The organism is Streptomyces sp. NBC_00440, assembly GCF_036014215.1.
Taxonomy (GTDB): Bacteria; Actinomycetota; Actinomycetes; order Streptomycetales; family Streptomycetaceae; genus Streptomyces.
In genome coordinates this window covers 7,023,355-7,044,324 of record NZ_CP107921.1, presented here as the reverse complement: position 1 = coordinate 7,044,324, position 20,970 = coordinate 7,023,355, and the positions used below count along the sequence as shown (strand labels likewise).

Sequence of the window (20,970 nt, the reverse complement as noted above, 5' to 3'; positions counted from 1 at the left end):
GCCCTCATGCCTCACCGTAATGCACCTCTGACCGAGACCGGACGCCTGCGGCTGGCCCGCTGTGTGGTTGATGACGGATGGCCTCTGCGCCGGGCAGCGGAGCGGTTCCAGGTATCACCGACCACAGCCCAGCGGTGGGCCGGGCGCTATCGCCGGCTCGGCGAAGCGGGGATGAGCGACCGTTCCAGCCGCCCCCACCACAGCCCTCGACGCACGCCGACCCGGACCGAACGCCGGATCATCAAAGTCCGCCTCGCGAGGCGGTGGGGACCGGCCCGCATCGCACACCTGCTGGGCCTGGTGCCATCCACCGTGCACCGGGTGCTGGTTCGCTTTGGCTTGGCCCGGCTCAGCCATCTCGATCGGGTCACCGGCCGTGTCATACGCCGCTACGAACGCGACCGGCCCGGCGAACTCGTGCACGTGGACATCAAGAAGCTTGGCAACATTCCCGACGGGGGCGGTCACAAGGCCCTGGGCCGCCAGGCAGGCCGCAAGACCCGCTCCGGGGCCGGTTACAGCTATATCCATACCGCCGTCGACGACCACTCCCGTCTGGCTTACAGCGAGATCCACACGGACGAGAAGAAAGAGACCGCCACCGCGTTCTGGCAGCGGGCCCAGACCTTCTTCACCCACTGCGGGATCACCGTCGAACGGGTCCTGACCGACAACGGGGCGTGCTACAAGTCCTACCTCTGGCGCGAGACCCTGGCAAAGGCCGGGATCACCCACAAGCGCACCCGGCCCTACCGACCGCAGACCAACGGCAAGGTCGAACGACTCAACCGCACCCTGCTCGACGAGTGGGCCTACGCAAAGCCCTACCGCTCAGAGCAGGAACGACGTGACGCATTCCCCCGCTGGCTGCACTCCTACAATCACCACCGCGGACACACCGCGCTTAAGGGCCAACCACCCGCCAGCCGCGTCCCCAACCTCACGGGTGAATACATCTAGGGCCTGTCGTCAAAGTGCCGTCGTTGCCCGAAGGGCGGCCGCGCGGCGTCTGGTGCGTGCGATCGCAAGGCGCCGGAATGTTCTCGTAGCGGAGCTACTAGGGCATTTCGGCAACGCCGCGAGCGTGCGTGCCAGACGCCGCGCGGCAGGCGGCACTTTGACGACAGGCCCTTGGGCCTTCCGTCCGGATCGGGCCGGGCGCGCCGGCCGGCCGCCGGGCCCGTGTCCTGCCGGTGGGAATCCGGGTGGCCGAGCCGGCCACCCGGCAGAGCCTGCGGAGCCCCACGAAGGGGCCCGCTGGGGGGGGGCGGAAACCCACGAAGCGAGCCCGCCCGCCGGCCGAGCCCCGGCCGAGCCCCGGCGAGGGAACAACGCCCACCGGCAGAGCCCCGCGAGGGAGCAACGCTCACGGGCGGAGACCCACGGAGTAGCCCCGCTCAGGCGGCCGAGCCCGGGCGGATCACTGCCCGCTCCACCAGCAGCCGAGCACTCGCCGCGATGCTCTGCGCGTCGATCCCGGCCGCCACCAACTGCTCGTGCGGGGTGGCGGAACCCGGCATATTGCCGACCGCGAGCCGGACCAGCCGGGGAACCGGCCTGCCGTCCGCGAACGCCTCCGCGACCGCGTCCCCGAGACCGCCCTCGGGGTGGTGGTCCTCGACAGTGACCAGGCAGCCCGTCTGGTCCGCCGCGGTCCGCAGGGTCCCCGCGTCCACGGGCTTGACCGAGTAGAGGTCGATCACCCGCACGGCGATGCCCTCCTGCGCCAGGATGTCGGCCGCCTCCAGGCACTCGTGGAGGGTCTGGCCCGCGCCGATCAGGGTCAGCTCGTCCTTCGCGCCGGAGCGCAGGACCTTGCTGCCGCCGATCGGGAACTCCTCGTCAGGACCGTAGATGACCGGGGTCTCCCCGCGGTTCGTGCGCAGATAGCGGATGCCGCGCGCGTCCGCCATCTCCGCCACGAGCCGGGCCGTCTGGTTGGCGTCGCTCGGATACAGGACCGTGCTGCCGTGGACCGACCGGAACATCGCCAGGTCCTCAAGCCCCATCTGGGACGGGCCGTCCTGGCCGATCGCCGTACCGACGTGCGAGCCGACGACGTTGATGTCGGCGGCGCCGATCGCGGCCATCCGGAAGAAGTCGTGCGCCCGGGTGAGGAACGAGGCGAAGCTGCACGCGAACGGGACATAGCCGCACGCCTGCATACCGACCGCGCCCGCCGCCAGCTGCTGTTCCGCGATATAGCACTCGAAGTACCGCTCGGGGTGCTTCTTCGAGAAGAACTCGGCGCGGGTCGAGTCGCCGACCTCCCCGTCCAGTACGACGACTTCGCCGCGCGCCGTACCGAGGGCGGTGACCGCCTCACCGAACGCGTTGCGCGTCGCGACCTCGTCGCCCTTCTCGTAGCGCGGCAGCACCAGCTCCCCGCTGCCGGTGATCCGCCGCGGCTGGACGTCGGCGGGCTTGTGCACACCGACCCGGATGGACCGCCGGCCGCCCAACTCCTCGACGGCCGCTGCGGCGTCGGGCAGCGGCTTGCCGTGCATGCCCTCGCGGTCCTCGACCGAGGCCACCCCGCGCCCCTTGCGGGTGCCCGCGACGATCGCGGTGGGCCGGTCCGTGACGGCGAGCACCTCCTCGTACGCGGCGTCGACGGCGGCGATGTCGTGCCCGTCGACCTCGACCGTGTGCCAGCCGAAGGCCTGCAGCCTGCGCGCGTACGCCGCGAGGTCCCGGCCGTGCCGGGTGGGACCACGCTGTCCGAGCCGGTTGACGTCGACGATCAGGGTCAGCCGGCCGAGGTTCTCGAACCCGGCGTGCTCGGCCGCCTCCCAGACGGAGCCCTCGGCCATCTCGCTGTCACCGCTCAGCACCCAGACCCGGTAGTCCACCTGGTCCAGGCACTTTCCCGCGAGCGCCATACCCACGCCGACCGGCAGCCCCTGCCCCAGCGATCCGGTGGCCACGTCCACCCAGGGGATGCGCGGCGTCGGATGGCCTTCGAGACGGCTGCCCTTCTTGCGGAAGGTGAGCAGTTCCTCGTCGTCAATGGCCCCCGCCGCGCGGTACATCGCGTACAGGAGCGGTGTGGCGTGCCCCTTGGAGAGGACGAAGCGGTCGTTGCCGGGATCGTCGGGCCGGTCGAAGTCGTAGCGCAGATGCCTGGCGAGCAGTACGGCGGCGAGATCCGCCGCGGACATCGATGAGGTGGGGTGCCCGGAGCCTGCCGCGTCCGCGGCGCGCACCGCGTCCACACGGAGCTGCTGGGCCAGTTCGAAGAGTTCCGCGTTCTGATACGTGGTCATTGCTGTTCCCTTCCCGCGACCGGACCTTCAGCGGGGCCGTCGGTGCGGTGTGGCGTGGGCCGCTCCTGGAGTGGGCGTGCCCGGTTGCTCAGCCTGTCCCGGTCGCACAGCACCGCGTACCCGGTGCGCCGCGACGCGCACACGTTTCCCCGGCTTGGCGGCAGAAACCGCGCCAGGACCGGCCCTCGCGGGGTGATCGGCGCACCCCATCGCGTATCAGAATGCGAGATATGTATCTCACTATCCGGGTGGAGGATCTACGGTGGTGACACCACTTCGGATGAGTTCGACGTCGAACAGGGAGATCCCGCCATGCCGGAAGAGACTGCCGTCTACACCCACGGCCACCACGAGTCGGTACTGCGCTCGCACACCTGGCGGACCGCCGCCAACTCAGCGGCGTATCTGGTGGGCGAGCTCAAGCCCCATATGCGGATCCTGGACATCGGCTGCGGCCCCGGCACCATCACCGCCGACCTGGCGGCCCTGGTCCCGCAGGGCAGCGTCACCGGAGTGGACAGGGCTCCCGGGATCCTGGACAAGGCACGTGCGCTGGCCGCCGAACGCGGCCTGACCAACACCGAGTTCGCGGTCGCGGACGTGCACGGGCTGGACTACCCGGACGACAGCTTCTGCGTGGTCCACGCCCATCAGGTGCTCCAGCACGTGGGCGACCCGGTGCAGGCGCTGCGCGAGATGCGGCGGGTCACCAAACCTGGCGGCATCGTCGCGGTGCGCGAGAGCGACTACGGGGCGTTCACCTGGTACCCGGAGTCCCCGGTGATGGACGACTGGCTGGACCTGTACCACCGGGTCACCCGCGGCAACGGCGCCGAACCGGACGCCGGACGGCGGCTGTTCTCCTGGGCGCGGCAGGCGGGCTTCACGGACATCAGGACGACGGCCACCAACTGGGTCTTCGCCACCGAGGAGGAGCGCGCGTGGTGGAGCGGGCTGTGGGCCGACCGTACGGTCGAGTCGGTCTACGCACAGCAGGCGGTCGAGGGCGGCCACGCGACGCAGGAAGAGCTGGCGGCGGTGGCGGGCGCCTGGCGCGAGTGGGGCGGGCAGGACGACGGGTGGTTCCTGGTGCCGCACGGCGAGGTCCTCTGCCGGGTCTGAGGCACCGTCCGGGAGCGGGCCGGCCGGCCCTGGGCTCCCCCGCGAGCGGGCCTGCCGCATCGGCGCAAGGCCCGCTCCCGCCGGCCCGGTTCCGGCGTCAACTAGGCTTCTCCGCATGGAGATCCTAGGCACCACGCTGCGTATCTGCGTCGACGACCTCGAAGCTTCGGTGTTCTTCTACGAACGCCTCACCGGCGCCAAGGCGCTGCGCTTCGAGCGCGGCGGGGTGTCCGTCGCCGCCGTCGGCTTCTTCCTTCTGATGAGTGGTCCTGAGTCGGAGCTGGAGATTCTGCGCAAGGTGACGGCGACCATCGCGGTACGTGATGTCGACGAAGCCCACACCACGCTCACCGAGGTCGGCGCACAGGTCATCGCGGGGCCGGTACCGACCCCGGTGGGCCGCAATCTGATCGCGGTCCACCCCGACGGGTCGGTGTTCGAGTACGTCGACAGAAACGGAACCGGGACCGGGACCGGTTCCACCGCCTGATCCGTACGGCAGCCCGGCCCCGGGGCTCCGGGGCCGTCAGCCCGCGGCCATCAGCTCACCGGCCGTCAGCTCACCGGCCGCATCCGGTACTCGTACGCCTCCGGCAGCGGATCGTCCGTGAGGGCCGACCAGATCTCGTTGAGGATCTCCGCGCCCTCCCGGAGGTCCGCCACCTCGAAGCCCGCGTCGAATATCGCACGCGCCGCCCCGGTGTCCCCTTCGGCAAGCAGCAGTTGAGCCTCGATCAGCCGGAACCGGCCACGGGCGCGGGTCTCCTGCCCCAGCCGGTCCCAGACGCGCCGCGCGTCCGCGGTGCGCCCCACCGCGAGCAGTACGTCGATCGCCTCGCGCCCCAGGGCGGCCGTCACCGCCGTCCAGTTCCGGCCTTCGCGGCGCTCCTCGCAGAGGTCGTCGAAGGCCTCGGCGCAGCGGTCGGCCGCCCTCCCGTCGTGGCCGTCGCACCGGTCGGCGACCGCGAGGCAGCGCAGCAACGGCCAGCGGGACGGAGCCAGTTCGAGGCCGCGCTCCCAGCTGCGCACCGCCTGGGCCCGGTCGCCGCCGTGCCACTGCGCGATACCCAGGTGGTACTCGGTCAGCGGTTCGGCGCGGGCCGTCTCCAGCATGTCCCGCCAGTGCCTGGAGACCAGCGAGGGACCGGGCGGGGTGACCTTGCGCGGCGCCGGGAACGCACCGGAGCGGTACAGCTCCAGCCAGGGCTGCTGGTCGTCGTCGAGCGCCGACGCGTAGAACGGCGTGCCCGGCAGCTTGTACCCGCCGCGCAGCACTTCCAGCGCGCCCCAGCCGGAGCCGGTGGCGAGCATCTCGTGCGGCTCGCGGTCCACGCAGCCGCGCCACCCGTCGTGGGCCGCCTCGACCGCGGCCCTGGGCAGCGCGGCTTCGAGCCGGCCCGCCGCCTCGTCGCGGGCCGCGGCCCAGTCGTCGCCGTGCACGGCCGACGCATCCGCTTCGAGCGGCCCGTACGCCTCCAGCCAGCTGAACTCGGCGCCCGCTTCCAGACGTACATGCTCCAGCTGGGTACGGGCGAGACCCGCCTGGATCTCCGCGTAGCCGCCGGTGCCCGGCTCGGTCAGCCACTGCTGCCAGCGCCGGCCGCCGGTGCCCGAACCCCAGAGGAAGAGCTTGCGGCCGCGCAGCTGGTCGGTCGATGTCTGGACGAGCCCCCGTCCTCCCTCGTCGAGCGAGGCGATCCACTTCCTCTCCTCGGGCGGGACCTCGTAGAAGTAGTCGGCCGGGTACTCGCTGCGGAGGGGGTACGTACGGTCGGCGCCGTTCCATCCGGGGACCGGGACACGGCGCAGACTGCGCTCGTAGCCGAAGTGCCAGGCTTCGTCGGCGGGGGCCAGGACACGGGTCTTCGGGCCCTCGGGCACGGCGATGTTGGACCACCAGTAGGTGGGCACCGGCTGCTCGTGCGGGTTGCGGATCCGGACGCCGACGTAGAGGAAGTCGGAGTCCTCCGGCAGCCAGAGGTCCACCTGGAAGGGCAGGTCGCGCAGCCGCTCCCACTCCCAGAGCCGCACCATCTCACCGCCGTCGGGTGCGGTCACCAGCGCCGCGTGCAGCGGGGCGCAGCTGAGCGTGGTGTGCCCGGTCGCGCCGATGTTCCACTCGATGCCGCCGGAGAACCAGGCGCCGTTCAGCGCGAAATCGGCGGGCTGGAGGACGGGGTTGCGGTAGAGCAGTTCCCGGCCCGACGGCTTGTGGAAGAGGGAGTGGATCCGGCCGCCGAGACCGGGCAGCACGGTGGCCCGCAGCCGGTCGTTCTCGATCACGATCGTGTCGATGCCGGTGGGCGTGCGCTCCCTGGCGTACCCGTCGAGGACGCGCACGGGCAGCACGCTGGTCAGCTGCTCGTACCCGACCTGGCGTGCCATGTCGTGCGGGAGCCCGGCCCGCCCCTCGGCGTCCACGGTGTGCATCTCGTCGAGCGGCCGCAGCGCGGGAAGGGGGTTCTCCGGCCCCAACGGGGCAGCGGGCAGCGTCATTACGGCACGTCGCACGGTCGTGGCCAAGGCAACCTCACTCGCTCGTGGGGGCAGCCGTCCGCCCGGCCCCTCCCCTGATGACCATGGAACACCGGCGGGCCTGGTCTGACCAGGGGTTCCCGCAGGCCGATTTATCCGAAAGGCTGCCCGATCCGCGCGGAAGGCCGCCCCGGAGAAATTGGTCTGCGCCGGACTCGGCCGGACCCGTACCCTTCGCCGGGAACGGTGTACGAACGAGACGAGGGCGGACGAGATGGCCGAGCAGCACACCTACCGGGTCATTGTGCGGGGAACCTGGGACGGGCTGACGGACACCTCGCGGACCCGGCTGCTCGCGGACGTGGACGACCACGGGCTGACGCAGATGCACTTCACCGAGCAGGGCTCACTCACCTACGACAGGGCGTTGCGGCACTTCTCGTTCCGCTATGTCGTCGTCTCCGACGCGGCGGACGGCGAGGAGATGGCGGGCGCCATCGCCGAGGACCGGGCCGAGACCGCGCTGAAGGAGCTGGGGCACGGCTTCGGTCCGCTGCGCTCGACCGTGACGGACATGGACACCATGAAGATCAACCGCAAGGGCCGCTGACGGGCCCGGCCCAGCCCCGGTCCGGGCCGGAAGACGGGCCGGGGGATCCGTCTGAGGGATCCGTCTGAGGGGCGCGGCCGCCGTCAGCGGACCGTCATTTCGGCGGTGAACGCCCAGCGTTCGTGGTCCCGCCAGGCACCGTCGATGAAGAGGAAGTCCGGAGAGAACCCCTCCAGCCGGAACCCGGCGCGGCGGATCAGCGCCAGCGATGCCTCGTTGGCGGGCTGGATGTTGACCTCCAGGCGGTGCAGGCCGAGCGGGCCGAAGGCGTACGCCATCACCAGGCGCAGCCCCTCCCCCATCAGACCCCGCCCTGCCGCGTGCGCGAACGCGCCGTATCCGAGCGCCCCGCTCCGGAACGCGCCCTCGACGATGTTGTTGATGTTGATGAACCCGGCGATGCGTCCGGCCGCCGCGCCCTCGTGTTCGCAGACCAGGAAGCCCGCCTTGGCCGGGTCCTCGATCAGCCGCCGCGCGTAGACGAGGAAGCTCTCGTGGTCGGCGGGCGGGGCGAGCCAGGGGTGGTGCAGTTCCCTGCTCTCCCGTACCAGCGCGGTGAACTCCCCCGCGTCCTCGTACGAGAAGAGACGTACGCCCACCCGGGGGCCTGCGGCGAGGTATGCGGTCGTGTCTGACATCGGGCAAGGCTAAACCGCCCGGGGCGCGCGGTACCGGGGCGGCCCGGATTCGCGCCCCGGCGGTTCAGACCAGTGCCGGCACGTCCAGCGTGAGGGTGCCCGCGCCGGCGTCCAGGACCGCGGGCACGCCGAGCGGCATCGTCTGCGCCGTGGAGCAGTGCCCGAAGCCGAACTCCGCGGCCACCGGCACACCGAGACCGCCGAGCCGGTCCTCCAGCACCGCCCGTACCTCGTCGCCCGGGGCGCACTCCTCCCAGGAACCGAGAGCGATGCCCGCGACGCCGTCCAGCAGGCCCGAGCGGAGCAGCTGGGTGAGGTTCCGGTCGATGCTGTAGCCCTTCTCGCCGACGTCCTCGATCAGCAGCAGCCCGCCGCGCCCCGTGGGGCGGGCGTGCGGTGTGCCGAGCTCGGCGGCGAGCAGCGCGACGCAGCCCCCGAAGGTGATGCCGGCCGCCCGGCCGGGGGCCAGGGTGCGGGCGGTGCCGAGGCCGAGCGTGCGGACCGTGTCGGGCTCGAAGAGTGTGGCGCGCAGGGATTCCTGGGTCTCCGCGTTCTCGATGAAGCTGAGGGCCGCGGTCATCGGGCCGTGCAGCGTGGAGAGCCCCAGCCGTACCGCGAACGCCTCGTGCAGCGCGGTGGCATCGCTGTAGCCGACGAACACCTTGGGCCCGGCCGCGCGCATCGCCGCCCAGTCCAGCAGATCGGTCATGCGCTGCGCGCCGTATCCGCCGCGTGCGCAGAGGACCGCGGAGAACTCCGGGTCGCACCAGGCCGTCTGGAGGTCGCGGGCGCGGGCCTCGTCGGCGCCCGCGAGGTATCTGAACCGCGGGTGCCTGTCGAGCACATGGGGCATCACGACCGGGTCCAGGTCCCAGCCGCGGAGGATGTCGAGCCCCGCCGTGAGCCGGTCCTCGGGGACGGGCCCGCTGGGCGACACCACGGCGACCCTGGCCCCCGGCCGCAGCCGGGCGGGCCGGGTCAGCGGCACGAGGGCGGGTGCGGTGCGGCCGGGCTGTGCGCGGCCCGGCGCCGTCGGGGACGGCATGGCGGGGGACGGCTGGGCGAGTGACGGCGGCGTGGGGGACGGCGGGGTGAGGCTCACTGGTTCAGCTCCAGGGCGGGCACGTCGGGCCGGTCGATGCCGAAGGTCTGTGCGTACAGGGAGAGTTCGGCCTCCAGCGCGCGGACCATGGTGTCGGCCCTGCGGAAACCGTGCCCCTCGCCCTCGAACGTGAGGTAGGCGTGCGGCACGCCCCGGCCCGCCATCAGCTCCAGGAACCGCTCGCACTGCACCGGTGGGCAGATCACGTCGTCCAGCCCCTGGAGCAGCAGGAACGGCGCTGACACCCGGTCCGCGTGCTGGGCGGGCGAGCGGTCGCGGTAGCGCTCGGGGACCTCGGCGAACGGCCCGATGAGGGTCTCCAGGTACTGGGACTCGAAATCGTGGGTGCCGTCCTCCGACGCCCAGTCGGTCAGATCGAGGATGGGATACATGATGGTGCCGCAGGCGTAGACGCCGGACGACGCCAGCGAGGCGGCCGATGTCCAGCCGCCCGCGCTGCCGCCGCGGATCGCGAGCCGGGCCCGGTCGGCGGTGCCCTCGTCAGCGAGTGCCCCGGCGACGGCCGCGCAGTCCTCCACGTCCACGACGCCCCACTGCCCGCGCAGCCGGTTGCGGTACTCCCGGCCGTAGCCGGTCGAACCGCCGTAGTTGACTTCGGCCACCCCGATGCCCCGCGAGGTGAAGTAGGCGATCTCCAGGTCGAGTACGAGCGGTGTACGGCTGGTGGGTCCGCCGTGCGCCCAGACCACGAAGGGCGGCAGTTCGCCGTCCGGTGCGGTCAGGTCCGGGCTGTGCGGCGGGTGGATGTGGGCGTGGATCTCCCGGCCGCCGGGCCCGGTGAACGTACGGGTCTGCGGATCGGGGTAATAGGCGGGGTCCACCGCGTCCCGGTGCGGGGAGCCGATGACGCGGGTGTGTCCTGAGCTGGTGTCCAGCTCCACGATCTCGAACGTGGAGCGCGGGCCCGCCGCCAGGCCGATCACCCGGCTGCCGTCCGCGGCCAGGGTCGCGGCCCACTCGCTCCAGTGGCCCGGCGCGTCGACGAGTTCGCCGGATTCCGGGTCGAGCACACCGAGCGCGGTGGTGCCCGCGCCGTGGACGACGGCGATCAGCCCGCTGTCCAGCGGCTCGAACCACTTCTGGCCGATCTTCCAGAGCGGCCCGCCGAACTCCTCGTCGCGGGGGCAGAGCGCGACGGCCGCGCCGTCGTGGTCCACGTCCGCCCGGTAGAGGTTCCACCAGCCGGTGCGGTCGGACGCGAACAGCAGCCGCCCGTCGGCCGCCCAGCCGACCTGTGCGACGGACTCGCCGGGTCCCCCGGCGAAGTGCCGGGCCCCCTCGAAGAGGCCGTCGCCCGTGACATCGGCGACCATGACATCGGTCCCGTCCCACGGCATCCGCGGATGGTCCCAGCCCAGCCACGCTGCACGCCGCCCGTCCGGCGAGAGCCGTGCGCCGGTGACGAAGCGGTGCCCGCCGTCGGAGAGTTCGCGTACGGCAGCGCGGTCCCCTGCGGCCGAGCCGTCCAGCGGTACGGCCGCGAGGACCCGGCGCACATCGGTGGGCGAGCCGCCGGTGAACTCCTCCAGGACGCACCAGACTTCGCCGCGGTCCAGGTGGATCACCGGGTCCACCCAGCGCAGTCCGCCGCCCACGGCGGAGACCGGGGTCAGCGGCTTCGGCTGCGCCCCGGCGCCCCGCGCGTCCGGCTCGTACGCGTAGAGCCGCTGGTCGGCGAAGTGGACGAAGACCACGAGCGGTCCGCCCGCGGGCCGCGCCGCCCCGGCCCAGGGCTGTCCGCCGTACTCGATGACCCGGCTGCGGACGTTCCACGGAGCGGGCAGGGCCGTCTCCTCACGGCCGTCCGCCCGCCGCCGCACCAGTGCGCGCCGGCCGCCCTCGGCGGGGCGCGGCGCGGTCCACCACACTTCCTCGCCGACCGTGCCGATGAACTCGGGACGGCCGTCCTGCGACGCGGCGAGGGCGGCGTCGATCGGCGAAGGCCACGTTCCGTAGGCCCCGGTGGATGCCATGCAGACAACTCCCCTATGCAGTACGCAGATAGTGATCGAGCACCCGGACACCGAAGTGCAGCGCGTCCACCGGTACCCGCTCGTCGACCCCGTGGAACAGGGCCTGGTAGTCGAAACCCGGGGGCAGCCGCAGCGGTGAGAAGCCGTACCCGGTGATCCCCAGCCGGGAGAACTGCTTGGCGTCCGTACCCCCCGACATGCAGTAGGGCACCACATGCCCCTCCGGTGCGAACTTCTCGACGGCCGCCCGCAGTTTGGCGTACGTCGGTGAGTCCACCGGCGCTTCGAGCGCGACCTCACCGTGGTCGAACTCCCAGTCGACGTGCGGCCCGGTGAGCCGGTCGAGCGTCGTGCGGAACTCGTCCTCGCCGCCGGGCAGCATCCGCCCGTCGACGTACGCCGTCGCATGCCCGGGGATCACGTTGACCTTGTAACCGGCTTCCAGGATCGTCGGGTTGGCGCTGTTGCGGACGGTCGGCTCGACCAGCGCGGCCGCCGGGCCCAGCTTCGCGAGCAGCGCGTCCACGTCGAAGTCCGGGTCGGCGGTGTCGGTTTCGATGCCGTGCAGCGCGGCGATCTCGGTGAGCGCGGCCCGCACGGTCGGGGTGAGCCGCACCGGCCACTGGTGCTCGCCGATCCGGGCGACGGCGGCGGCGAGCGTGCTGACCGCGTTGTCCCGGTTGACCTTGGAGCCGTGGCCGGCCTTGCCGTGCGCCGTGAGCTTCAGCCAGGCGGTGCCGCGCTCACCGGCCGCGATGGGGTAGACGGGCAGGTCCGGGCCCGCGTGGAAGGTGAAGGCACCGGATTCGCTGATCCCCTCGGTGCAGCCCTCGAAGAGCCCGGGGTGGTGGTCGGCGAGGAAGCCGGAGCCGTCGACGGCGCTCGCCTCCTCGTCGGCCGTGTACGCGATGACGATGTCGCGCCGGGGGCGGACGCCCTCGCGCGCCCAGGCCCGCACCACCGCGAGGACCATCGCGTCCATGTTCTTCATGTCGATGGCGCCGCGGCCCCAGACCACACCGTCGCGGATCTCACCGGAGAACGGGTGCACGGACCAGTCGTCCGGCTCGGCGGGCACCACGTCGAGGTGCCCGTGGACCAGCAGCGCGTCCGCCGACGGGTCGGTACCCGGGATCCTCGCCACCACATTGGTACGCCCCGGGGTGCGCTCAAGGAGCACCGGCTCGATCCCCGCACCGGCCAGCCGCTCGGCGACGTACTCCGCGGCGGGCCGCTCCCGGCAGTCGCCGCCGCCCCGGTTGGTCGTGTCGATCCGGATCAGTTCCGAGGTGAAGTCCACCACCTCGTCGAGTGCCCTGGCGTCCAGCGGGACCGCTGCCATCGGGTTCACGTCAGCCATACTGTTCCTCCACCGCGGACGAGACGAGCGTCGTAACCGCCTTGAAGGTCCGAATGCCCTCATACATCGTCGCGCTGGTGTAGGCGACACGCCGTTCGGCTGTCCGCCTGACCCCCGGAACGACGGTCGCGGCGCCCACCAGATGCTCCGCGTCGAACTCCAGCTCCACCGTGAAGGACCGACCTGTCACGGGTTCATGGCGCACGGCGAGCGCGGTGGCTCCCGCTGCGGCCGACCGGATGTCGGATGCCGTACGGGCCGGGGTGCGGCAGACCGCCGCGTACCGCGACACGTGGTCCTTCACCGCCACCGTACGGGCCCGGGGCGCGTAGCCCAGCGCGTCGGCGCAGGCCAGGTCGTCGCCGGTGACGAGCACCACCGGGACTCCGTACTCCGCGACGACATGCGCGTTGAGGAGACCCTCACTCGCCCGTACGCCGTTGAGCCAGACGCCGGTGATCGAGTTGGCCAGGTAGGTGTGGGCGAGTACGCCCTCCATACCGGCGCCGGTGTGGTACCCGACGAAGGCGATCCCGTCGACGTCGCCGTGCTGGACGCCCTCCACCATGGACAGCGACTTATGGCGGCCCGTGAGCATCTGGACCCGCTCGTCGAGCTGCTCGATGAGCAGATTCCGCATGGACCAGTGGGCTTCGTTGATGAGCACCTCGTCGGCTCCCCCGTCGAAGAAGCCGAGGGCGGCGGCGTTCACATCGGACGTGAACAGCGACCGGCAGCGTTCCCACTGCGCACTGCCGGGCAGCACATCACCGGGCCAGGTCACACCGGTCGCGCCCTCCATGTCGGCGCTGATGAGGATCTTCATGCGCATGACGCTACCTGCCGCCGAATATGCTGGCCAGCAGGTGTTCAACCACCACAGGTCCATACCGCTGGCGTCGGTTCGTCCGCATGGCCGCAGCGCCGGCCGGTCATCCCCGCTGCTGCTGGGTACGGAAGGCGGACGGGGTGACGCCGGTCCGGCGGGTGAACTGGCGGGTGAAGTAGCCGGGGTCGTTGAACCCGGTGCGGCGGGAGATCGCCACCACGGTCAGATCCGTCTCCGCGAGCAGTTCCTTGGCCCGGTTGATACGCAGCCGCTGGACGTACTCCTTCGGACCATGTCCGGTCTGCTGCCGGACGACGCTCCTCAACCTCTCCGCGCTCAGGGACAGTTCGCGTGCCGTGACGGCCAGCGGGAGGGCGCTGTTGCGGGCCAGTGCGACCAGGACGGGGTGCGTGACCCGCGGGCGGCCCAGCGCGGTGATGAGTTCGTGGAGGGCGGCGGCGGACGCCGTCTCGGGGTCGGGGCGGTCGAGGGCACGGCGCAGCCGGGTGAACAGCAGGGCGGCCGATGCGGCGTCGGCCAGTGGGGTCACCTCGGCCGGGAGGTAACCGAGTTCGGCGTACGCGCCGGCGGCCGGGCCGTCGTACAGCGCCCACTGCTCACTCCAGCCGTGCCTGTCAGGACCGTAGGTGTGCGGCACGCCCGCCGGCAGGTGGAACAGGGCGGGCGGGCCGACCGCACGGCCGTTGCAGCGGCCGCGGCCGGCGGTCACGAGGACCACGGCGTGCGACGACAGCACCCTCTCGCGCACCGTGCCGATGTGGCCGCTCTGCCCGCCCGCTCCCAGGCACACCAGACCGAGTCCCCAGTGCGCGGCGGCGGGAGTGAGATAGCGCGACCAGCCCGGCATGCGGTCACTGTAGACGGCACGGACCGCGTACCGAAGAGTCCCCTTCACTACCCGCTTTCGTGCATGGCACCGCGGGCCCGGCACGGTCAGGCTCGTAGCCATGCTGACGTCCAACGGCTACGTACTCGACACCGCACCCGCCAGGATGGGCGCCCTCGCACCGGTACCCGACGAAGAGCGGCACGATCGTGACGCCCTCTGGGCCCGCCTGCGCCGCGACGGCTACCTCTATCTCAAGGGCGCCCTGCCCGTGGCCGCCGTGACCGCGTTCCGCCGCCACTACTTCGACACCCTCGCCCCGACCGGCCTGCGGGAGCGCGGCCGGGCCGACCCGGACCCGGCGGCCCTGCGCCGGGTGCTGTTCAAGGAGCTGGTGCCGGGCCGCGCCTACCAGGAGTTCTGCACCCAGCCCGCGCTCCGTGACTGGTACGCGTGGTTCCTGGACGCGGCGGCCTTCCTGCACCGACGGAAGATCATCCGGCACCAGCGGGCGGGCGACACGGGCATCGGGTTCGCCACCCAGGCCCACTACGACCTCGTGTATCTCCGGGAAGGCACCGACCGGGTGCTCAGCTCCTGGATCCCGCTGGGCGACTGCCCCGCCACGCGCGGCGGCCTCGTCTACCTGGAAGGCAGTCACGCACGGGTGCGCGCCGAAGAACGGGCCGGCCGGCTGCGCAGGCCCGCCGCGTCGATCACCGCCGACCTCCCCGCCCTCGCCGACGCCTACGACACCCGCTGGCTGACCACCGACTACGAGGCCGGCGACATGGTGGTCCACTCCCCCTACCTGGTGCACGCCGCCCTCGACAACACCGACCCGGAAGAGGTGACCCGCCTGTCCACCGACATCCGGTACCAGCGCGCCGACGACCCCATCGACTGGCGCTGGCAGGAGCACTGGCACGACCGCGACGGCCTGTGACCGGAGACAGTTTCGATACTGCCTTTCGTATCTGAGGGCTCCGTATGTCTACCCGAGTGCGGGAGCGGGCCGCAAGGGTCCGGTCAGCAGCCGTTCCTTCACACCGTCAGCGGCCAGCCGGACCGCTCCCAGGGCGACCGCCTCGTCGCCGAGTCCGGAGACCGCGACTTCGGGCGGGAAGAGGCAGTGTGCGGCCAGATGCCGCCGCACCGGTCCGGCGAGCAGTTCCCCCGCACGTGACAGTCCGCCGCCGATGACGACGATCTCGGGGTCGACGGCCAGGACCATCGCGGCCAGCCCGTCGGCCAGCTCGCGCGCGAACGCGTCGACCAGGTAGCCCGCCTGCCGGTCACCGTCGCGCAGTGCGGCGAAGACCCGCGCCGCGGGCTCCGCACCGGCCGCCGGACCGTGCTCACCCTCGCGGTAGTCCGCGAACCGCTCGAAGGAGTGCATCCAGTTGAGGTAGCTGAGGTGGCCGATCTCCCCCGCGGCGCCGTGGCTGCCCCGCCGGGGCCGGCCGCCGAGCAGCAGGCCGGCACTGAGCCGGCGTCCGGCATGCAGCAGGATGACGTCCTCCGCACCCTGGGCCGCACCCCGCCAGTGCTCGGCCAGGGCGCCGAGCCGTACGTCGTTCTCGACCAGTACCGGGACGCCGGGCAGGAACTCCCCTGCGGTGGCGGTCAGGTCGAGCCCGGTCCACTCGGGCAGGATGCTGCAGAGCGCGACCTGCCCCCGCTCGTCGATCACGCCACTGGTGCCGATCCCGGCGGCCAGCAGGCCGTCCGGTGCGAGGCCGGCGCTCTGCAGGCAGGCGAGGGCGTTGTCCCGGGCGGCGGCCAGCCGCGCGGCGGCGCCCATCTCCGGATCGAGCGGTGCCCGGCGCTCGGCTCGGACGTCGCCGCGCAGGTCGGCGGCGGCGGCCAGGGTCTTGTGTGCGCCGATGTCGATGCCGATGACGTGCCCGGCGTCCGCGCGGAAGCGGTAGCGGCGGGCAGGACGTCCGACCTGTCGGGCGGCGGTCGGTGGTTCCTCCTCGGCCCAGGAACCCGCGATCAGTTCGTTGACGATCCGCTCGGCGGGTGGCCGGGTGACGCCGATGACGCTGCCCAGTTGGGCGACGGTGAGCGCGCCGGGGGCCTCCATCAGGGCACGCAGGGCCGCGGCCGAGTTGAGCTGTCGGAGGATCGAGGGGTCACCGCTGGTGCGCGCCATGGGGGTTGGAGTCTCCTCGTGCCGATTCTTGAGCTCTGCATAGTTCTTGACTGGACATCGGATGTCTTGCTAGACCTGCCCGGTACCGCATTACGTTAGCAAGTTTAGTAATTGACGCCTTGCCGGCTCGAACCTTCGTTTCAGGGAGACCCATGTCCAGACGCCGCTACGGGCTCGCCGCGGCCGCCGCCGGCGCGGTCCTCGTCCTCGCTGCCACCGGCTGCACCGCAGGTGGCAGCGGGTCCTCATCGGCCGGTTCCGGCGGCAGGCCGGTGCTGACCTTCCTCACCTTCGAGACCCCCAACCTGGACGCGAAGTACTGGGACGCGGCCATCGCCCGCGCCTCGGCGAAGGTCCCCGGTGTGAAGATCAAGAAGCTGGTCGCACCCAGTGCCGACCGCAACGGCTACGTCAAGCAGCTCGCCGCCTCCGGCCAGCTCCCCGACCTCATGATCTCCGTCAACCCGGACGGCCTCGCCCAGTCCGGCAAGCTCACCGCCTGGTCCGCGGCCGACCTGGCCGACTACGTCTCCCCGAACGCCAACCCCATCGGCGGCAAGATCTACCAACTGCCCTACAACACCCAGCCCACCCCGCTCGTCTACTACAACAAGGACCTGTTCGCGAAGGCCGGGATCACCGCGACTCCGGCGACGTACCAGCAGTTCCTCGACGACTGCGCCAAGCTCAAGTCCAAGAGCATTGACCCGATCATTGTCGGGGGCGGCGGTAAGGACACCTTCGCCGACGGCTACCCCGATATCGCCGCCGTCGGCACCGACGTCTACCGGGCCAGGCCGAACTGGCTGGCCGAACGCCGGTCCGGCAAGCGCTCCTTCACCGATCCGGCCTTCGTGGGTGCGCTGAAGAAGGTCCAGGACCTGGCCGCCAAGGGCTATATCGACAAGTCCGGTCTCAGCCGCGACTACGCCGCCACCGAGCAGGCATTCCGCGACGGCAAGGGCGCGATGTATCCGATGGGTTCCTGGTTCGCGGCCTCCGCCGACGCCAAGAAGCCCGGCTTCGGCGTCGGCGTCTTCCCCTGGCCGAGCGACGACGGCAAGACCGTGGTCCCCGCCTACACCGGCGGCGGAATGAGTGTCAGCTCCACGGCCCCGGACGTCCCGCTGGCGAAGAAGTGGGCGAAGGCGTTCATGGAGGACAAGGCCAACCTCGACGCCTCGGTGAGGGCCGACGGGTCGATCATCGCCATCAGGGGATACACCCCACCGGCCGGTATGGGCCCGGTGTACCGAGCCACCGACGCGCTCTACCAGGACGCCGCCAAGCGGCATGCTCTGGTCAATTCCTTCACCGTCGAGACCGGCGACACCGGCCTCGTACCCGGCGTGTCCGACCGGCTGTGGGCCGGCACCGCCGACCTGATCAGCGGTCGCACCACCGCGGACGAGCTGGCCAAGAACCTCGACACCGAGTGGGCCAAGGACACCAAGTGACCATCACAAGCCCGCCGTCCAGGACGGCCCGTCGCCCGAGCCGCCGGGCGCCACTCGCCGGCATCGGCCACTTCCTCGCCTTCGGCGCCCCCGGCCTCCTTCTCTACCTCGGCCTCGTCCTGGTACCCGTCATCATGAGCGTGCGGTCCAGCCTCACCGACGAGAACCCGCTGCACCGGTCGACCCGGTATACCGGTCTTGCCAACTACCGCGAGCTGTTGGGCGATCCGGCGTTCCACCGGGCGCTCGGCAACACGGTGATCGTCACCGCCATCGTCGTGGTCGTGCCCAACGTACTCGGCCTGGGCGTCGCGATTCTGCTGGACCGGCGCGGGCGCCTCTACCACGCACTGCGCGCCGTGTTCTTCACACCCGTGGTGCTCAGCTCCGTGGTCGTCAGCGTGATCTGGCAGGCGCTGCTGACCGACGACGGGATGGTCAACTCGCTGCTGCGGTCGGCCGGTGTGGACCATCCGCCGGGCTGGCTGTCCGACCCGTCGATCGCGCTGTACTCCGTCGCCTCCATCATCGCCTGGCAGATGCTCGGCTTCTGCGTCGTCGTCTACCTCGCCGGACTCCAGGGCGTGCCGCCGGAGCTGCATGAGGCCGCCGCGCTGGACGGGGCGGGCGCCGGCGGGCGCTTCCGGCACGTCACCTGGCCGATGCTGGCCCCCGCCGTCACCATCAACACCGTCATGCTGCTGATCACCGCGTTCAAGGCGTACGACCACATCCAGGTGATCACCAACGGCGGACCGGGCGACGGGACCACGGCCACCATCGCCTTCTCCGTCGTCACCACCGCCTTCACCGGGAACCGGATCGGCTACGCCGCGGCCATGTCCACCGTGATGCTCGCCCTGGTCGCCGCGATCTCCGTCCTCGCCCTCCGCTTCCTTCAGCGCCGAGAGGTGAACCTGTGACCCTCGTACTCGACCGCGAACGCGCCCGGCCGGGCGTCGCCGCCCGCAACGGCCGGGCCCGCACCTGGCTGCGCCCCGTCGCCGCGGTCCTGGTGACGGCCTGCTTCTTCCTTCCGCTGTACCTGGTGCTGGCGAACGTCTTCAAACCGGGGGACGAGATCGTCAGGAGCCCGGCCGCACTGCCGTTCCCCCCGACGCTCGACAACCTCACCGCCGTACTGACCCGCACCGACCACTTGTTCTGGTTCGGGCTCATCAACAGCGTCGAGATCACCGCCATTTCGATCACCGTTCTCACCGTGCTCTCGGCGATGCTCGGCCACTATCTGGCGCGGGCCGCCGGCCCGCTGCCGAAGATCGCCCTCGCGGTGCTGTTGTGCGGGCTGATGGTGCCCCCCGCGGTCATCATGACGCCGATCACCGAGGTCCTGCGCACGCTCGGGCTGATGACCTCCGTGGCCGGCGTGGTGCTGTCCAATGTCGGCTACTACGTGCCGTTCGGCGTGTTCGTGTTCACCGGGTTCGTCAAGACCATCCCGGTCGAGCTGGAGGAGGCCGCCGCCCTCGACGGTGCCGGGCGCTTCCGGACCTTCTGGCAGGTGATCTTCCCGCTGCTGCGGCCGGCCTCCGCCAGCGTCCTGATCTTCCTCGGGACCTGGATCTGGAACGACTTCCTCAATCCGCTGATCATCCTCGGACCCGCCTCCGGTACCACCGTCACCGTCGGCGTCTACCGCGCCATCGGCGAGCACCAGTCCGACTACGGCGCCGTGTTCGCGTTCATGTTCCTCGCCTCGATACCGATCCTCGTCTTCTACCTCGCCTTCCAGAAACACTTCGTCAAGGGCCTCACCGGAGGGGCCAGCAAGGGATGACCACCATGCGAATCGCCTTCGCCGGGGCCGGCGCCCGCGGCGCCGCCTACGCCGAGCTGACTGCCGAACGCCCCGAACGGGCCGTGGTCACCGCGGTCGCCGAACCCGACGACGCGCGCCGCGAATCCTTCGCCGCCCACCATGAACTGGCGGACGGCCAGGTCTTCGCCGACTGGCGCGAGCTGGCCGCCCGGCCCCGCCTGGCCGATGCCGTCGTCATCGCCCTTCTCGACGACCAGCACCTGGACGCCGCGCTCGCCTTCATCGCCCGCGGCTACCACGTGCTGCTGGAGAAGCCCATGGCCGTCAGTGACGAGGACTGCGTCCGCATCGCCGAGGCCGCCGAGAACGCCGGTGTCCTCCTCGGCCTGTGCCACGTCATGCGCTACACCCGCTACACCCGTGCCCTCAAGCGCGAACTCGCCTCCGGGGCGGTAGGCGACATCGTCTCCGTCCAGCACCTGGAACCGATCGGCTCCTACCACTTCGCGCACTCCTTCGTACGCGGCAACTGGCGGCGCGAGGACGAGACCGGGCCGCTGCTGCTCACCAAGTCCTGTCACGACATCGACTGGCTCGGCGACGTCATCGGCCGGGCCCCGCGCCGCGTCTCCTCCTTCGGCTCCCTCACCCACTTCCGCCCCGAGAACCGGCCGCCCGGCGCCGCCGACCGCTGCCTCGACTGCCCGGCCGAGGTAGAGGCCGGATGCCCGTTCTCCGCCGCCCGCATCTACCGGCAGGGCCTGCGCGACGGTCACGGCCCCAAGCACTACTTCGCGAGTGTGGTCGCGCGCGACCTCACCGAGGACACGCTGACCGAGGCGCTGCGTACGGGGCCCTACGGGCGCTGCGCCTACGCCTGCGACAACGACGTCAACGACCACCAGACCGTCACCGTCGAATACGAGGGGGGCCTCACCGCGAGCTTCACTCTTACCGCCTTCACCCCGCAGGAGAACCGCCGCACCAGGATCTTCGGCACGCGCGGCCAACTGACCGGCGACGGGCGGTACCTGGAGGTCTACGACCTGCTGACCGAGCGCCGGACCGTCATCGACACCTCGGTCGACGGCTCCAACAACACCGAGGGGCACGCCGGCGGCGACCGGGCGCTGCTGTACGCATTCGTCGACGCGCTCAGCGACGGATGCCCCGAGCTGGTCGTCTCGGGCGCGCGTACCGGCGTGGCGAGCCACCGGCTCGTCTTCGCCGCCGAACGTGCCCGCCGCACCGGAACCGTCGTCACGCTCTGATCACCCGCCACCAGCACAGCAATGTCCTGCCGAGCGGTCCGGGGTCCGCAATCGCCCGCTC

18 protein-coding genes are annotated in these 20,970 nt (G+C 71.5%); 9 read left to right on the top strand and 9 right to left on the bottom strand.

Annotation, left to right across the window (positions count from 1 at the left end):
• Positions 1 to 6 precede the first annotated feature (6 nt).
• Positions 7 to 960, top strand: coding sequence for an IS481 family transposase (locus tag OHB13_RS31410; RefSeq protein WP_328379320.1), 954 nt, complete (start codon positions 7 to 9; stop codon positions 958 to 960).
• Between the two features lie 437 nt (positions 961 to 1,397).
• Here OHB13_RS31410 and OHB13_RS31405 read toward each other — a convergent pair whose 3' ends face one another.
• Positions 1,398 to 3,266, bottom strand: coding sequence for a transketolase (locus OHB13_RS31405; RefSeq protein ID WP_328379319.1), 1,869 nt, complete (start codon positions 3,264 to 3,266; stop codon positions 1,398 to 1,400).
• Positions 3,267 to 3,578: 312 nt separating this feature from the next.
• On the opposite strand from OHB13_RS31405, the gene OHB13_RS31400 reads away from it, so the two are divergent.
• Together OHB13_RS31400 and OHB13_RS31395 are read left to right on the top strand one after the other, a co-directional pair.
• Entirely contained in the window at positions 3,579 to 4,388 is an 810-nt protein-coding gene (locus OHB13_RS31400) for a methyltransferase domain-containing protein (RefSeq protein ID WP_328379318.1), read from the top strand.
• 115 nt (positions 4,389 to 4,503) lie between these two features.
• Positions 4,504 to 4,878, top strand: a complete 375-nt coding sequence (locus tag OHB13_RS31395) for a VOC family protein (RefSeq protein ID WP_328379317.1) — start codon at positions 4,504 to 4,506, stop codon at positions 4,876 to 4,878.
• 65 nt (positions 4,879 to 4,943) lie between these two features.
• Here the strand turns inward: OHB13_RS31395 and OHB13_RS31390 are convergent, their stop codons facing one another.
• Complete coding sequence (locus tag OHB13_RS31390) at positions 4,944 to 6,884, bottom strand: DUF5107 domain-containing protein (protein ID WP_328379316.1); 1,941 nt, start codon at positions 6,882 to 6,884, stop codon at positions 4,944 to 4,946.
• Positions 6,885 to 7,137: 253 nt separating this feature from the next.
• Between OHB13_RS31390 and OHB13_RS31385 the strand changes: the two genes are divergently transcribed.
• Positions 7,138 to 7,473 (top strand): DUF6204 family protein, encoded by a 336-nt coding sequence (locus OHB13_RS31385; protein ID WP_266851362.1) that lies wholly within the window; start codon positions 7,138 to 7,140, stop codon positions 7,471 to 7,473.
• An 83-nt stretch (positions 7,474 to 7,556) separates the two neighbouring features.
• On the opposite strand, the gene OHB13_RS31380 is transcribed toward OHB13_RS31385, so the two are convergent.
• From OHB13_RS31380 to OHB13_RS31355, 6 genes are all read right to left on the bottom strand, one after another.
• Entirely contained in the window at positions 7,557 to 8,111 is a 555-nt protein-coding gene (locus tag OHB13_RS31380; RefSeq protein ID WP_328379315.1) for a GNAT family N-acetyltransferase, read from the bottom strand.
• Positions 8,112 to 8,175: 64 nt separating this feature from the next.
• Positions 8,176 to 9,156 carry a S66 peptidase family protein gene (locus tag OHB13_RS31375; protein ID WP_328380433.1) on the bottom strand — a complete coding sequence of 327 codons (981 nt, stop codon included), beginning with the start codon at positions 9,154 to 9,156 and terminating at the stop codon, positions 8,176 to 8,178.
• A 53-nt stretch (positions 9,157 to 9,209) separates the two neighbouring features.
• Complete coding sequence (locus OHB13_RS31370; protein ID WP_328379314.1) at positions 9,210 to 11,207, bottom strand: S9 family peptidase; 1,998 nt, start codon at positions 11,205 to 11,207, stop codon at positions 9,210 to 9,212.
• A gap of 13 nt (positions 11,208 to 11,220) precedes the next feature.
• On the bottom strand, positions 11,221 to 12,567 hold the full coding sequence (locus OHB13_RS31365) for a M20/M25/M40 family metallo-hydrolase (protein ID WP_328379313.1): 1,347 nt from the start codon (positions 12,565 to 12,567) through the stop codon (positions 11,221 to 11,223).
• Positions 12,560 to 13,393 carry a M55 family metallopeptidase gene (locus tag OHB13_RS31360; protein WP_266851370.1) on the bottom strand — a complete coding sequence of 278 codons (834 nt, stop codon included), beginning with the start codon at positions 13,391 to 13,393 and terminating at the stop codon, positions 12,560 to 12,562. Before OHB13_RS31360 ends, OHB13_RS31365 begins: the two co-directional genes overlap by 8 nt.
• A gap of 106 nt (positions 13,394 to 13,499) precedes the next feature.
• The gene (locus OHB13_RS31355; RefSeq protein WP_266851372.1) at positions 13,500 to 14,264 is read right to left on the bottom strand and encodes a helix-turn-helix transcriptional regulator; all 765 of its coding nucleotides are present in this window, start codon (positions 14,262 to 14,264) and stop codon (positions 13,500 to 13,502) included.
• A 100-nt stretch (positions 14,265 to 14,364) separates the two neighbouring features.
• Between OHB13_RS31355 and OHB13_RS31350 the strand changes: the two genes are divergently transcribed.
• Positions 14,365 to 15,189, top strand: a complete 825-nt coding sequence (locus OHB13_RS31350) for a phytanoyl-CoA dioxygenase family protein (RefSeq protein WP_328379312.1) — start codon at positions 14,365 to 14,367, stop codon at positions 15,187 to 15,189.
• Positions 15,190 to 15,237: 48 nt separating this feature from the next.
• Here the strand turns inward: OHB13_RS31350 and OHB13_RS31345 are convergent, their stop codons facing one another.
• The gene (locus OHB13_RS31345; protein WP_266851376.1) at positions 15,238 to 16,401 is read right to left on the bottom strand and encodes an ROK family protein; all 1,164 of its coding nucleotides are present in this window, start codon (positions 16,399 to 16,401) and stop codon (positions 15,238 to 15,240) included.
• A 152-nt stretch (positions 16,402 to 16,553) separates the two neighbouring features.
• Here OHB13_RS31345 and OHB13_RS31340 point away from each other — a divergent pair, with 152 nt between their 5' ends.
• The 4 genes from OHB13_RS31340 to OHB13_RS31325 are packed head-to-tail and all read left to right on the top strand — an operon-like array spanning position 16,554 to position 20,909.
• The gene (locus tag OHB13_RS31340) at positions 16,554 to 17,858 is read left to right on the top strand and encodes an extracellular solute-binding protein (protein ID WP_328379311.1); all 1,305 of its coding nucleotides are present in this window, start codon (positions 16,554 to 16,556) and stop codon (positions 17,856 to 17,858) included.
• Positions 17,855 to 18,781, top strand: a complete 927-nt coding sequence (locus OHB13_RS31335; RefSeq protein ID WP_328379310.1) for a carbohydrate ABC transporter permease — start codon at positions 17,855 to 17,857, stop codon at positions 18,779 to 18,781. Before OHB13_RS31340 ends, OHB13_RS31335 begins: the two co-directional genes overlap by 4 nt.
• On the top strand, positions 18,778 to 19,656 hold the full coding sequence (locus OHB13_RS31330) for a carbohydrate ABC transporter permease (RefSeq protein ID WP_328379309.1): 879 nt from the start codon (positions 18,778 to 18,780) through the stop codon (positions 19,654 to 19,656). Before OHB13_RS31335 ends, OHB13_RS31330 begins: the two co-directional genes overlap by 4 nt.
• Positions 19,653 to 20,909, top strand: a complete 1,257-nt coding sequence (locus OHB13_RS31325; protein WP_328379308.1) for a Gfo/Idh/MocA family protein — start codon at positions 19,653 to 19,655, stop codon at positions 20,907 to 20,909. Before OHB13_RS31330 ends, OHB13_RS31325 begins: the two co-directional genes overlap by 4 nt.
• The last annotated feature ends 61 nt before the right edge of the window (positions 20,910 to 20,970 follow it).